This window comes from Cyclobacterium sp. L-R (assembly GCF_056859355.1).
Window position 1 is genome coordinate 17,702 of record NZ_JBSXOH010000084.1, and the last position, 15,985, is coordinate 33,686.

Consider the following 15,985-nt stretch of genomic DNA (forward strand, 5'->3'; position numbering starts at 1 on the left):
ATGACAAAGCATAAACCATTAGGGTTTGGAATAATAGGAACTGGAGCAATAGCAGGAATGCATGCAGCTGCCATCAACGCCAGTGAAGAAACTGAATTGGTTGCAGTATTAAGCTCTACTGAAGCCCGTGCAAAGTTGGCAGAAGAAAAATTCAATGTCCCTGCAGATCACGATATAGATCAGTTTTTAAGTAGGAAAGACATCGATGTTGTATGTATATGCACACACAGCGGAAACCACTTGGAACCAGCCATAGCAGCAGCTAATGCGGGAAAACATATTTTGTTAGAAAAACCAATTGAAGTAAGTACTGAACGCGCTGATGAATTGATCAATTCTTGTGAAAAAGCTGGAGTTAAATTAGGGGTTATTTTTCAAAATAGGCTTAAACCTGGTTACCTTAAACTAAAAGAGGCTGTACAGTCAGGTAAAATTGGGAAACTCCTCATGGGAACTGCGGCTATAAACTGGTACAGAGACCCCTCTTATTATAGCAGTAGTAGTTGGAAAGGAACAAAAGATGGAGATGGTGGTGCCGCACTCATCAACCAAGGGGTTCATACTATTGATTTGCTCTTAGACATTATGGGAGATGCAGAGGCTGTATATGGCCAGGTTAAAACCATGGTGCATAAAATTGAGGGAGAAGACCTAGCTACTGCTATCGTTAATTTTAAAAATGGTGCCTTAGGTACGATCACAGGAGGAACCTCTTTGTACCCAGGTAATCCGGAACGGTTGGAGATTTACGGTGAAAAAGGAAATATTATACTTGAAGGAGGTAAAATTGTAGCTTGGAATATAAAAGACGAAGAGAGTGAGGTCAATGCAGGTACAGATATTGGAGGAAGTGGTGCCTCTGATCCCATGGCCATAGATTTTAGGTTACATCAAATACAGATTGAAGATATGGTTGAGGCCATTAGAAATAATAGTAAACCAGTTGTTACTGGACAGGATGCTAAAAGATCACTTGCTTTGATTCTTGGGATTTACCAGTCTTCAATGGAGAACAAGAAGGTTAACTTAAAATAGAATTATTCTATTTTATATCGAAAACGAAATTGATGAAGGTACTGAGATTATTATATAAAGGTTCAAATAAGTAACTGCATCAATTTCGTTTTAATTTTTTTTTATTTTAAAACCGTATTTTTTGTTAAATATTAGTAGCTTATAAACTGTTAATCGTATTCAACTATACAGACGATTAAAAGTTAAATCTTCGAAAAGTTCTAAAAGGCGTGTTTTATTTATAAACAAAAACTTTCCAATGCGATAGGAAATGCAATTGAACACTATTAGGGAGTCAAGGTTTATATATTTTAGTAGTTATCGTAATTTCAGTTTATTTAACTCGGGTTATGTAATAGGATTCCTGGTGGCTGTTGCAATCGTAAGCAAATCAGACTGTTTGGTGATTTGGGCATAGCACCGCTATGGTGAAATTGAATACAGCAACGAAGTAGCTGATTCTGAAGCGATTTTAGTACTTAATAGATTGTCTAATTCCTATTTCGGGTTTAACCCATAGCAGCTTAAACTCATGTTTTATTTTTTGATTTTATAAGAAGTTGTCTTATTAATAGAAAAGTTGTCTTTTTATTGAAGGGGGCATAGTCCTCAAATTTAATTTAAAGCCATTAATGAAGTGCAGTTTAGTTTTAATCAGATAGGGTAAATGGTGCGTTTGGGCATATTTGGTATCGAATTAAGATAAGTTTAATTTTATTTGATTATTTTTAGAAAGTACCTAAGGTTACGAAGGTGATGTACTAAGTATTTTGAATACTATGGATGTAGGCAACAAAATGGAAGATAGTGAATTAAGGGAAAGGGGTATTGATACTGAATTAGATGCTATTACTAGCCTGCTAGGTATTTTAACAGGAGCTCCATTAAACTTGATATTTAAGATCGATAAGGGAGATGCATTTATTATTTCCAGTACTGGTTTAGATGCAAAGAACACCTTCAATGCATCCTATTTAACTGATTTTGTCACAAGTGCTTCTCAGGAAATACTGGTTATTAAAGATAGCAGCAAAGAAGCTAAGCTTTCCAAAAATCCATTGGTTAATTCTTCCCCAGGAATTGTCTTCTACATTGGAGTTCCATTGAAAACTTCCAATGGTGAAATTTGGGGCATGCTTTGTTCTATTGATTTTGTTACAAAGGAATTGGATGAAAAGACAATCAAAGGGCTTAAAATTTTAGGTGGGCAAACCACCAAACTTCTTGAATTAGAGAAAAGTTATGCTGATTTGGCCTTAACAAAAAAGCATTTAAATTCAGAAACAAGCAGATTAAATAATATCTTGGAGGCCACTCAGTTGGGGACCTGGGAGTGGGATATTGTAAAAAATGAGGTCGTTATTAATGAGCAGTTTGCAATAATGATAGGGTATAATTTCGACGAATTATCACCCTTTACAATGGATAAATGGTATAAAATTTTACACCCTGAAGATAGATTTGTTTCTGATAATGTCCTAAATGCCTGTTTTAACAAAGAATTAGATTATTACAATATAGAATGCCGGTTACTCCATAAAAAAGGTCATGAAGTTTGGGTAAATGACAGGGGAAGAGTTACCAAATGGTCTTCAACTGGAAAACCTTTACAGATGTCCGGCACTCATTCCGACATTACAAAAAGAAAAATTAACGAAATCCAATTCCAAACTGTATCAGATAATATTCCTGGAGTAGTATATCGATATAAAAGAACTTTTAGCGGCAAGGACATTTTTGAATTGGTAAGTAATGGAGCCAATCAAATTTGGGGATTTACCTCCAAGCAGGTAATGGAAAACAGCGACCTGGTAGGGGACCGATGTCATAAGGATGACCTACAAGGACTTATTACATCAATAGATGAATCAGCCAAAACCTTAACTTTTTGGTCTTGGAAGTACAGGTACCAACATCCTGATGGTTCTATCCGCTGGCATAAAGGGGCAGGAAGTCCTCGAAAATTAGATGATGGCAGTGTGATCTGGGACTCGGTAATTATAGATGTTACCAAAAGAAAAGAGACAGAAGAAAAACTTGAAATTACGCTGTCTTCCCTTCAGAAAAGAATCAAAGAACAAGACTGTATTTATAAAATCAGTAGGCTTGATTTTTCCTGGAGCCAAATTGACGGTTTATTTCAAAGTGCTGCTGATATTTTACCTACTGCATGGAGTAACCCGGGAAAAATATCTTCCAAAATTACTTTTGAAAACAAAGAATATTATAGCTCTGCTTTTAAGCCTTATGAATTCTCACTTACTGAAAAATACGAGGTAAAAGAACGTGGAGCTTTATTGCTGGAAATATTTATTGAAAAGGACCCTGGTAGATTTTTAGAAATTGGGGAGGTAGATAACGATAGCCGGCTTGTAAATACCTTAGTTTATCATTTGGGGACATATATAGATCAATTAAGTAGTCAGGAAGCCCTAAACGTTTCAAACAGGAAAATTAATTCAATTATAGAATCCAACCCAGGTATTTTTTGGGAATCACATCCGAAGACATTTCAGGTAAATTATATAAGCCCTCAAGTAAAAAATGTTTTAGGTTATTCTGTTGAGGAATGGAAGAAGAAATCCCATTTTTGGGAGGATCATATTCATGAGGATGATAAAGAACCTATTCTAAAATTGATTTCGGAAAAATCAAAATCGGACAACGATTTCACCATTGAATATCGCTTTTTAGACAAAAATGGTAATATAAAATGGATAAGTGATTTTATCAAAGTAATTAAGGAACCTGGTAAGGAACCACTTTATCGTGGGTTAATGGTGGATATTACCAAAAGGAAAGAAGCTGAAATTGCTTTAAGAGAGAATGAAAAAAGGTTCAAGGCATTGATAGAAAATGGCCAAGATGCTATTGTTGTTTTCGATGCTGATGGTGTTCCAAAGTACATTTCTTCTTCAATAATTTCTGTTTTAGGGTATACTGAGGAAGAGGCTTTTCAATTAAAACTAAATGAATCAGTTCATCCTGATGACTTAGAGTTGTCATTGGAGAAATTCGAGAAGTCAAAGACTTCTCCTGGAGTCCCAATTGAAGGCTATGTTATTAGAAGCAAGCATAAAGATGGCTCCTGGAGATGGATGGAGTCAACGATAACCAATTTTTTAGATGATCCGGACATTAAAGGCATAGTTGATAATTTCAGAGATATAACAGAAACAGTAGAACTTAATGAAAAGTTAGCAAAGAGTGAAAAAAGATTTAAGGCCCTTGTCCAAGAGGGGTCTGATCTTACTGCTATTCTTTCAATAGATTCCAATTACATCTATGTAAGTCCTAGTTACTTTCATATTTTGGGGTATGAAGAATCAGAGATGATTGGTGAAAGCGCTATATCAAAAATTCATCCGGATGATTTGGAAAAAGCGGTAACTGAATTAAAAGGTATTGTTTCTCAACATAGAATGAAATGCAGTCCATTTAGGTATAAGCGAAAAAATGGAACATGGTGTTGGTTATTGAGTACAGCCACCAATTTATTAGATGATCCGGCTATAGGGGGATTGGTATTCAATAGTGTAGATATAACGGAATTAATCGAGGCCCAAGAAAAATTAGTGACGAGTGAAGCAAGGTATAAAGGGTTTTTTGAATCCCAGACCACTTTTGTCATTCGTACAGACCTTGATGGAGTTATCACTTTTGCCAATACCAAATATATGGAAACATTCGACTGGTTGTTTCCAGGGAATTCCTATGAAGGTATAAATGTTGTCACAACAATACTTGAAGAAGAAAAAAGTAAAATAAGAGAGGTTATTAAAAAGTGCTTAGAATTTCCAGAAAAAGTACATAAAGTAGAACTACGTAAGTTGAAGAAAGAAAATGGCTTTTATACAACTCTATGGGATTTTGTGGGGATTTTAGGGGCTGATGGTCAACCGAAAGAAATTCAGTGCAATGGAATTGATATTTCGGAGCGAATAGCTTTTGAAGAAGAGTTGAAAAAGAGCAATGAGCGTTTTGAGCTAGTAATGCAGACAGACTCAGGCAGCATTTGGGATTTGGATCCATATACAGGTGAAATGTTCTTAGGGGAAGGTTTTCGTAAAAACTTTGGTTTAGAAATTCAGACTCTTTCTAAAAATTATAATGTTTTTTGTGACAGTATTTATGATAAAGACCGCAAGCTTTACCAGAAAAGAGTTCAACAAATAATTTACAGTAGCTCAGATACCCAATGGGAAATAGAATACAGGCTAATTAAATCAAATGGAGAATGTGCTTATGTCAAGGAGAAAGCAGTTATTCTAAGAGAAGATAATGGCAATGCCTATAGGATAGTAGGTGCTATCAAAGACAAAACCTTAGAATACTTTTATGGCAAATTAGAAGGCTTAGAAAAGGATATAATGGAAGGAAGCATGAATCAGAAAGCAAAACTCTCTGATTTATTAACTAACTATCTGACCCATTTGGAAATTCTTTTTCCTAAAGTTAAAACGGCTGTTTTTAAAGTATATGGAAACCGTCTGAGGAATTTGGCTACACCTTCACTGCTTGGTCAAGATCATTTAGCACTTAAAGATTTTGAAATAAATTTAAATGAGGAAAATAATTTAGAATTCACCACAAACGATGTCTTTATTTCAAATATAAATAAGGATAAAAAATGTACAGAGTTGAAGTTCTTTGCAAATAAAATTGGGCTGAACTCATGCTGGTCATTACCAATTTTAAATTCAGATGGGAAGCTTATCGCAGTGTTCTTAAACTTATTTGAAGGCCCGAATAAATTAGGAGACTGGGAATCTTATGCCATTCAAAAAAGTCAAAGACTATTGTCCTTGGTTTTGACCAAGTATGAATACCTTGAAAACATATACAGGAGCAATGAACGTTTCAACTACGTGAATATGGCAACCAATGATGTGATATTTGATTGGGATTGTAATTTGGATGAATTTCATTGGGGAGAAGGCTTTTATAGAATATTTGGATATAGTAAAGGAGAAGAAATAAGTAAAATTTCTGAATGGGCCTCCTTCATGCACCCCGTAGATGCAAAGGTAACTGATGCAATATGGGATGATTTTGTTAATGACCCCTCAGAAAATGGCTGGAATAAAGAATACCGGTTTCTTCATAAGTCAGGACCATATCTACACGTAGAGGAAAGTAGCTATATGATAAGGGATGCAGATGGCAAGCCTTTGAGAATGATAGGTGTATTAAGGGACATTTCTGGTATTAAAGAAGATTTGTATCAAAAGGAAATGCAACAAGAAATTGGTAACCATTTTAAGAATGAAGCTGATCTCAATAAAACACTGCAAGGTGTTTTATCCTATTTAGTAGATTTTTCGGGACTATTTGGTGGAAATATTTGGTTGTTGGGTAAAAAGGGAGTTGAAATTAATTTAATTCAAAATAATTTTCCCTCTGAAACGCCTAATTGGTTGGCTGATGCTATTTACGAAATAGGAATAAAGCTTGCAAACCATGTAATGAAAGAAGGAGTTTATTTTGAGGCTAAAATTCTTAATGAGGATCCAAGGTTCAATGGAGTTAACCCAAAGATTTATGACCATATAAAATCTATCATAGGTATTCCTTTATACCAAAACAACAATTTAATAGGTGTATTGCTTTTGTATATTGATTCAAATTCTACTTTACCACAGGATTGTAAGTCGTTTTTTGAGCCCATTGGTGTTTTGTTAGGGGGAGAGGTCAAACGTAAGCAGCAGGAAGAAGAAATGATGCTGCTTTTTGAAAGTGCTCCAGAAGTGCTGACAATAATTGATCCTAATGGTTACTTTGTAAAGGTGAACCCTTCCTTTTGCAGTGTCTTCGGTTATGAAGAAGAGGAAATGTTATCCAAGAAGTTTGTGGATCTTATTCACCCTGAAGACAGAGATTTTTCGATTCAGAAATTTTCTATCAAAGAAGGTATTCAAGCAAAAAATCTTATCAATCGATACCAGACTAAATCTGGTCAATACCGATGGATCTCATGGAATTCTTCGTATGAATTTGGTGAAGAGGGATTGGTCTTTTCTTTTGGTCATGACATTACAGAATTGGTGGCATTACAAACTTTATTGGATAATGCTTCCAAACTTTCTAGAGTGGGAAGTTGGGAGATTGACCTATTGAATAACGAACTTTATTTATCTGCCACCACTAGAGAAATTTACGAGTTACCACCGGAAAGTTTGCCTACTGTAGAAGATCTTTTAAAAAACTTTGAGGGAGATTCGAATAAGTTTATTAAAGAGGCATTGTACGATGCTATTAATGAAGGAAAATCTTGGGACTATGAGGCTCCTGTAACCCTCCCAGATGGGAAGCAAAGATGGGTTCGGAGTATTGCCCAGTCAGAATTCAATAATGGTAGGTGTGTTCGTATTTCCGGTTCCCTTCAGGACATTCACGAACAGAAAATAAATGAAATTGAACTAGCTAAAAATAACCAACTATTAGAAGTAATCTCTAAGGTTGTCGAAAAGTTTCTTTTGGTGGAAGACTGGAGGGAAGTAATTAATGATGTCTTTTTGCTTACGAGTCAAACTGTATTTCTTGATAGAATTTACTTCTTCGAAAATCATTGGGACGAAAGGCTTGATGAAGTGCTTTGCAGCAAGAAAATTGATTGGTACCAGTCGAAATTAAAAAAATTCAATGAAAACGATCAGTTTCAAAATATTTCCTTAAAGGATTATCCAGAAATGACTAGGGTTTTAGAGAATGGCGAAGTTTTCATTGCGAATGCCAAAGAATTACCTAATTGTAAATTGAAAAATACCCTTGAAGAGGGGGGGATTTACTCTACACTCATAATACCAATTATGATCCATAATAAATTCTTTGGATTTATAGGGTTTGATGATTGTACTTCAGAGCGAATTTGGACAGAGAGTGAAATTTCTTTTTTATTAGCCCTTACTTCCAACTTGTCGGCAGCTATTCAGCGAACAAATAGTCAATTGGCCTTAGAGCGCTCTTTTCAGGAGAAAAATACAATATTAGAAAGCATAGGTGAAGCTTTTTATGCAGTGGATAATGATTTTAAAGTGCTTTACTGGAATCAAAGAGCTGAAGATATCATAGGTGTCAGTAGGAGCGAAACCTTGGGGAATTTATTGTGGGATGCAGTTCCAAGACTTGTTAATTCCTATACCCAGGAACAACTATTTTATGCCTTAGAGAGCCAATCAAATATTCATTATGAAATGTTTTCTGAGGTTAGAAAGATATGGCTAGTGGTTAATCTTTATCCATCTACTGAAGGAATTAGTGTGTTTATAAAAGACATTACAAGTGAGAAACTTACTTCGGAAAAAATTCAACTTTCTAATGAAAGATTTGAAAAAATTGCAGAAGCAACAAATGATGCCATTTATGACTATGATACGGAAAATGATTTATTGTTTCGTGGCATCGGTTTTAATACACTATTTGGATATGACTTACAAAGTCAAGAATCAGGAGTGGAAAGCTTAAGGTCATTGATCCACCCTGAAGATAAAGAAAGGGTAAGTCTAAAATTTATGGAGTTTATTAAGAGTAATGAATTAACAAATTGGTTTGAAGAATATCGGTTATTGTGTAAAGATGGTAATTATGCATTCGTTATGGACAGGGCAATTTTTATTAGAGATAAAAATAAGAAAGTGACGCGAGTGGTAGGCGCCATAACCGATATTACTTATAGGAGGGAATATGAAGAATCTTTGCAAACTCTAAATGAGCAGATGGCCCAACATGCTAAAGAATTGGAAAGGTCCAATTCTGAGCTTGAACAATTTGCTTATGTAGCCTCTCATGATTTACAAGAGCCATTAAGGATGGTAAGTAACTTTATGGGACTTCTAGAACGAAAATACAGTGATAAGCTTGACGATAAAGCCCATCAATATATAAACTTCGCAGTGGATGGGGCCATGCGTATGCGTCGGATTATTCTGGACCTTTTAGAGTTTTCGAGAATCGGTAAACATGAGGATAAATTAAAGATTCTTAATTTCATGGATTTAGTAGATGAAGTTTGTGTACTTCAGAAAAAACGAATTCGAGAGTCCAATGCAATTATAAAATACAATAATCTGCCTACAGTTATTTCCTATAGGACACCTTTGTTTCAAATACTTTATAACCTGATAGGTAATGCCTTGAAATATAAAAATGAAAAGGAAACTCCTGTTGTAGAAATTAAGGCTGAAATAATAGGCGAATTTTGGCAGTTTTCAGTTATCGATAATGGTATAGGTATTGCACCTGAAAATCATGAACGAATTTTTACCATTTTTAATCGCTTGCATACCAAAGAAAAGTATGAAGGAACAGGCATGGGGCTAGCCATTGTTAAGAAAATAATAGATAACCTTGGAGGTGAAGTTTGGGTGAAATCACAAGTAGGAGATGGGGCTACATTTTACTTCACTTTACCTAGATTGGACTTAGAATTGGAAGTTAAGGACTAGGTATTTTACTTATCCCCTTGGCTTATGATATTATTAGTGCCTGTAAGCGCTATTTCAAGCAGAATTTTGATTGATACCAGTTACTTATCAAGACATCATTCATGATAGGTTACATTAATGCAATAAATATAAAAGCCCTGAAATAATGAAATTTCAGGGCTTTTTATCATTCAATTGTTTTGTGATTTAAACTTTAGGTAATTCAAATCCTGCTCTGTATTCTTTAGATACAAACTGATTAGCAGGTTCAAAATTGGTGACTTTCATGTTCTCACCATCCCACATTAATTTAATACCTCTTCCAGGATAATCAAATCCTTTACCATCAGCTTTAGGCGTTCTAAAATCATGGCTCTTAATAGCCAAATTACCCATCAAAACAGATTCAGTCAATGGACCGGCTATTGAAAAAGGTGAACTCAACTCATTGAATTCTTTGCTACCATGACCAGCAATACAAGCATTAACCCACTGTGCATAGTGACCTCCTGCGCCTCCTTCTACTCGCGGTAAGGTAGGAGCTACGTTTACGCTGTCGTTAATAGAGGATGGCAACAATTTAGGATTAAGACCATAAGTGGAACACATCATTTTACCTCTTGTTCCTTCTATTATCACTCCATTTCCTCCATCACCCATTTCTTCATTAGGTCCAAGTTCTTCAGGCCTGCTTGGTTGGATACCACCATCCATCCAATGAAACTCAAGGTTACCGCCATTAGGCTTGTCAAAACCTAGGGTAATGTGTGAAGATGGAGGGCAACTCTCAGGGAAATAACCCTTGGTGAATTCTCCAGTATATACAGAACCGACACTACATTCGGCCCCCGTTGGGTATCCCAAATCCAAGGTACGGAAGGCAGGCTCCATAAGGTGACAAGCCATATCTCCAAGAGCTCCTGTACCAAATTCCCACCATCCTCTCCAATTAAAAGGATGTAGGTTTTCTACATAACCCATTTGTTTGGCAGTACCTAACCAAAGGTCCCAATCGAGGTTTTTAGGTGCTTTTTTACCTGTTTCTCCAGGCCATGGAACACCTTGAGGCCAGACTGGGCGGTTGGTCCAAACTTCTACTTTTGTCGCTTCACCTATTAGTCCTGCAGCATACCATTCGCGCATTTTTCTAACACCATCCCCAGAAGAACCTTGGTTACCCATTTGGGTTACTAATTTGTATTTTTCTGCAGCTTGAGTTAGTATTCTGGCTTCATGGATGGTATGTGTCAATGGTTTTTGAACATATACATGTTTCCCTAATTTCATTGCTGTTAGTGCTTGAACAGCATGGTTGTGATCAGGTGTAGACACTGATACTGCATCTATATTATTGCCCTCTTTATCGAGCATTTCTCGGTAATCAGTATAAAATTTTGCCTTAGGAAAAGCTTTAATACTTCCTGCAGCTCTTTTTGGATCAACATCACACAATACAACTATATCTGCATTTCCACTTTCATGAAAATTTCTAATATCGCTGCCGCCTTTACCTCCTGCACCTATACCGGCTATTCGAAGTTTATCACTAGGGGCTTTGAATCCCGGACCACCTAATACATGTCTAGGTACTATGTAAAAACCTGCAACAGCAGTGGTAGAGGCTTTAATAAAATTCCTCCTGGAATTGTTTTTGGTGGATTTATTGATGTCTTTCATTAGTAATTTTTTAAATTAATTATAATGGTCTAAAATATTAAAAATAGATGAAACTCTATGGCTTTTTTATATAAAAGTAATTATTCGTTTGTAGACATTACTTTTTGGTTTTTAGTGGTTGTGGAACTAAGAATTGTGGCGAACAACCCTTGTTATTTCATTAAAAATCTAAATAAGGCTAAAAATTACTGAGGTTTTTCTTTGTTTTTTTGTTTCCTGGAAACCTTAGTTCTGCTTTTCAAATGCTCAGATTTGAGCTCAGGTAAAAGATAGTTCGCCTGAATTTCAGGGCTATTAAGGTAGCATACAGGAGAATAGTTTTCTTTCTGAGTATTTTTATATTTCGCCTTCCTATTCTCCTTCATCTCTAGCTTGTTTTTTCCTTTACCAAATCAGAAATAAATGTAATATTGTCACTAATAGCAGCTGGGTTTTTGTCTATAATTGCCAAACCTAAATCACCTAAAGCGCCTATGAAATCAAAAGCCTTTTGAATATCTATCAAAGAGGTAATGCTATTTTTTATTTCATTATTAATATGTTCTAATTTTAATATTGCCGTTGCGGTTTCTTCTCCTACTATCAAGGTGGACAACAGTTTCATTTCCCTTGCCGTTTTCATCAATTGAGTTGATTTTTTGCCCATTTCCAAAAAGGTTTCATGGCTGATTTTCTGTTGACTGATCTTTTCAAATCGGTAATCATTGAATTTTTTCGCTATCTCTAAAAATTCATCAGCCAAATGGCTAATAAACTCACTGTCCAATCTTTCTTTCATTTTTTCAGTTGCTCAAAAGCATAATGTAATGTATGTAAGTCTCTAGATACTTTGCCAATTTCCGCTTTGAAATTGACACTATTTAATTGATCTCCTGACTCAATTAATTGATGGTGTTTTTCGGCTATTAAACCAATAATTTCAGTCAACACCTTGATTTGATTGTTACGGAGTCTGTTTTTTTCTAATAAATTGTAATAATCTTCAGCCGCTGAAGCTTTATCTACTGTGTTTAATGCTGGATCATAACTCATTGTTTTATAATAGGAATACCAGCCCTCTTCCTGAATGGCCATTAAGCCTGAAAGGTTTTCTTTCAGAACAAAAATCAGCTTATCACTGATTATCTGTTGGTGATTATCCGCTTCCACCATGTAAGTTTTTATTTTATTTCTACGGTATTTGCCTGTGACTGCATTTAAGCTTAATTCTGATAATTTTTGAAAAGCCATTAAATGCTTCTCATTTAACTGGATTAAATTAGAAGCACCTAGGACAGCCATAGGTCTGTTTAAATTGTATTGGTTGATATCCATGGAGGAAAGCTGGTATAAGCCCTCCCAGTAATCAATTAAGGCCAGATACATTTGGTATACCTGATCGTCAGCAGATTGGTATGACTCGCAAGGGCAATCCAATTCCCTTTCAATCTCAAATTGACTGGTCTTGTTAAAGGTACAGTCTTCGATACAGCTTATATAAAAACTGTAATCCAATTCCCTAAATTGGCCAATACCATTTAACGCTTCTTTAGACAAGTTTTGAACAGGAACTAAACTCGTACAGGATAAGGCCAGCCCACTTGCTATGTAAACTACATTTCTAAAGAATTGATGCATGGCTTAAATATACCCAAAATTCTTGTAATCTGGATACTAGGAGCTTGCCTAATGGTGCAATAAAAAAGCTCATTTAATCTTGAAAAGGCAATTAGTGTTAAAATTAATGGTATTCATAATGTATATGAGGTTAAAAATGCCTCAAAATCGTTTCTTCCTTATAAAAATCGTAATCTCCGGCATCCAAAAGTAGTGTCATATTGCTAACCTAAGTTTGAAACTTTCAAACCCTATTTTTGCACTAAAGGTGCCACGGTAATGGAATGCGCATTGTTTGCTAATAGTGAAAAATCCTTCTATTACTTGAACTCGGATCTAATCATCCGTTTGTTTGATCCTTGGCTTAAGTTCAACTGGATTGCCATTTGTTTTTTTCCTTACCCTCATGTTGATGATTTCCACTGCTAGGGAGAAAAATACAGCAAAATAGATATAACCTTTAGGAACTTCAAAATGTAAGCCTTCTACCAAAAGCATAAACCCAATTAACATTAAGAATGAAAGGGCTAAAACCTGCAGGGTAGGGTGCTTGTTGATAAACCTACTTATTTGACCTGCAAAAGCCATCATGATCAATATGGAGATAACCACAGCAATAATCATAATGGATACTTCTTTTACCAGTCCGACAGCAGTAAGTATACTGTCAAAAGAAAAGATAATATCTAGAAAAACGATTTGTAAAATTACACCTTTCAAACTGCTTGTAGAATTGGCTTTTATTTCTTCTGGCGTTCCTTCAATTTTGTGATGGATTTCCATGGTAGATTTAAAAAGTAAAAACAAGCCTCCAAAAAACAAGATCAAATCTCTTCCACTCAGTTCAAAGCCAACAATACTAATTATTGGTTGGGTAAACTGAACAATATAAGAGATGCCTAAAAGGAGGATTATTCTAAAAACCAAGGCCAAACTCAAACCAATTTTCCTGGCTTTTTCTTGTTGGTTTTCTGGAAGTTTATTCGATACTATTGAAATAAAAATAATATTATCTACTCCCAATACGATTTCTAAAAAGGTAAGGGTCAGTAGAGCAATCCATGTTTCTGTTTGAAGGAATAATTCCATTTAAAGTCTGTTTAAAAATAGATTTTACTTCTCAACCGTATTTTTTAACCTGTTTTGGTTGGTACGTAATTTTTGATCAAATGTAGATTAAAGCAGGAAATTACAATGGCTTTTGGCAAAAATAATTTTTAAACACCCCATCACTTAAAATTTCTTTTTCAATGAGGAATCCAGCATCCAACAAGAGCTTTTTCATAACCCAGTCAAAAGTGGAGAACTCTTCTTTAAAATGGATTATCGTATCTTCTTTCATAAATGCACCTCCTCGTCGTTCTTGCCTGTCAATAAAAGCATCGATCGTATCTTTTGATTGCTGATCAGGAATGACCACATCATATAAATAGAACCTTCCACCAGGCTTTAACACTCTAAATATTCTAATGAGGGCGACACTTTTCCAAAAATCAGGAAGATGATGTAGGGAAAGTGAGCTGATCACTCCGTCAAGATGATCTTTTGGAAGGTCAAAATTCAAATAGCCTGTATGGGAAAAAGAAATATTTGTGGCATAGGCTGCTATGGCTTTGGATTGAGCAAATTTTAGCATGGTTTCGGAAACATCGATTGCGTACACCTTTTCACAGAGAGTGGACAATTGGATAGAAAAATTACCTGTGCCGCAACCAATGTCTAAAATTTTTGAATTGGGCTTAGGATTTAACCAATTGACGGTTTCTTTGAGCTCTTTAGCTAAATCTCTGAAATCATCATGTGTTGGATCATAAACATCTACTTCATCCTGTGAAGCGTAATCTTTACCTGTTTGTTGAAATTCATTATATCTCCATTCCTGATACATACTTTTTTGATTTAATTGATTTTTTAAACAATTAGCTGGTAATTGACAATTAATAGGGAATATAATAAACATCATCCTGGAATAAAATAGAAATAAAATGAAAGTAAAGTCGATAGCCATCCTTGGTATAGGAGGTGTAGGAGGATTTTTAGGAGCGAAAATTTTATCTAACCGTAAGAATGACGAAATAAAAATTGATTTTATTTCTAGGGGAACAACGTACGATACCATAAAGTCAAAGGGCTTACTATTTACTTCTCCGGAAAAAGAGGAAGTTTTAATGCCAGATGGTTTAATTCTTAGTGGTGAAGGAAATGTTGCTTATGACCTAGTTATTTTGGCTACCAAATCACAGTCCATGGAAAGTGCCATAATTGAAAACAAATCAATTTTTGGTGAAAATACTCTTGTTTTACCCCTACAGAATATGGTAAATGCTGCCCAAAGTGTCCGAACTTTGCTTGATAAATCAGAAGTTTTGGACGCCTGCATTTATTTAATTTCTAATGTTCTAGAACCTGGGCATATCAAGCACCTTGGAGGTCCAGGGAAAGTAATTATTGGTAAGCCATCGACGGACAAATACAATTGGGCGTTTGAATTCCTTGCTAAGTGCGAGGTTCCTTTGAGCTTGGTGGAAGATGTGAGTACGCACCTTTGGAAAAAGTTTTTATTTATATCAAGTCTGGGTACATTGTCAGCAGCATATGATGTGAATTTCGGAGATATTAGAACCAAACCTGAATTGATTAAATGTTGGAGAAGTTTAATGGCAGAGTTGATTCTGTTGGCGCAAAAACATGGTATTGCCTTAGGCGATTCTGACATAGAGGCAGCTTTCGAGATGATTTCAAATTTCCCATATACCGCGAAGTCTTCTTTCCAATTGGATATAGAAAGAGGAATTAAAGGAGAGAAAGAAACCCTGGTAGACGAGGTGATAAAAAATTCACACAATTATGACTTGGCTTGCCCTGTATATATAGAATTGGAAGAGAAAATATCCAAAAGATTATCAAATGTCTCTGCGACTAATACTTAAACCCGAAATATGCAATAGACAATCTATTACGTGCTGAAATCGCTTCAAAATCAGCCACTTCGTTGCTGTTTGGAGATTTCACCATAGCGGTGCTATGCTAAAATCTTCAAACAGCAACGATTGTCTTTCGATTGCAAAACTCCTCGTAAACCCTGTTACATAATCCATGTTAAAATTCATTAACCTTATAAATTGGACATGGACTTTCTTGAGTACCTAAATGTAGGAGCGTAATTATTAAAAGCCCAGGCTTTAGGCTTTACTATTCTATTTATGCAGATTTTGGAATAGGAAATACTGGCATCGTTTGGAACTGTTGTATTAGATGGATTATCAGTTAGTTTA

8 protein-coding genes are annotated in these 15,985 nt (G+C 35.4%); 3 read left to right on the forward strand and 5 right to left on the reverse strand.

The genetic code is table 11. From position 1 onward, the window contains the following. Both AC13EX_RS16045 and AC13EX_RS16050 read left to right on the forward strand, forming a co-directional pair. Window positions 1–1,035, forward strand: coding sequence for a Gfo/Idh/MocA family protein (locus AC13EX_RS16045; RefSeq protein WP_482893461.1), 1,035 nt, complete (start codon window positions 1–3; stop codon window positions 1,033–1,035). A gap of 758 nt (window positions 1,036–1,793) precedes the next feature. Further along, entirely contained in the window at window positions 1,794–9,458 is a 7,665-nt protein-coding gene (locus tag AC13EX_RS16050) for a PAS domain-containing protein (RefSeq protein ID WP_482893462.1), read from the forward strand. Window positions 9,459–9,644: 186 nt separating this feature from the next. Here the strand turns inward: AC13EX_RS16050 and AC13EX_RS16055 are convergent, their stop codons facing one another. The 5 genes from AC13EX_RS16055 to AC13EX_RS16075 all read right to left on the reverse strand — a co-directional run bounded on the left by AC13EX_RS16055 (window position 9,645) and on the right by AC13EX_RS16075 (window position 14,598). Further along, a complete protein-coding gene (locus AC13EX_RS16055; RefSeq protein ID WP_048643934.1) occupies window positions 9,645–11,114 on the reverse strand; it encodes a Gfo/Idh/MocA family protein in 1,470 nt (489 codons plus the stop codon). Between the two features lie 367 nt (window positions 11,115–11,481). Then, window positions 11,482–11,892, reverse strand: a complete 411-nt coding sequence (locus AC13EX_RS16060; RefSeq protein ID WP_048643932.1) for a hypothetical protein — start codon at window positions 11,890–11,892, stop codon at window positions 11,482–11,484. Then, complete coding sequence (locus AC13EX_RS16065) at window positions 11,889–12,731, reverse strand: hypothetical protein (protein WP_482893463.1); 843 nt, start codon at window positions 12,729–12,731, stop codon at window positions 11,889–11,891. Before AC13EX_RS16065 ends, AC13EX_RS16060 begins: the two co-directional genes overlap by 4 nt. A gap of 315 nt (window positions 12,732–13,046) precedes the next feature. Then, the gene (locus AC13EX_RS16070) at window positions 13,047–13,799 is read right to left on the reverse strand and encodes a TerC family protein (protein ID WP_048643930.1); all 753 of its coding nucleotides are present in this window, start codon (window positions 13,797–13,799) and stop codon (window positions 13,047–13,049) included. Between the two features lie 100 nt (window positions 13,800–13,899). Further along, complete coding sequence (locus AC13EX_RS16075; protein ID WP_482893464.1) at window positions 13,900–14,598, reverse strand: class I SAM-dependent methyltransferase; 699 nt, start codon at window positions 14,596–14,598, stop codon at window positions 13,900–13,902. 97 nt (window positions 14,599–14,695) lie between these two features. On the opposite strand from AC13EX_RS16075, the gene AC13EX_RS16080 reads away from it, so the two are divergent. Next, window positions 14,696–15,640 carry a ketopantoate reductase family protein gene (locus AC13EX_RS16080; RefSeq protein ID WP_048643929.1) on the forward strand — a complete coding sequence of 315 codons (945 nt, stop codon included), beginning with the start codon at window positions 14,696–14,698 and terminating at the stop codon, window positions 15,638–15,640. Window positions 15,641–15,985 lie beyond the last annotated feature (345 nt).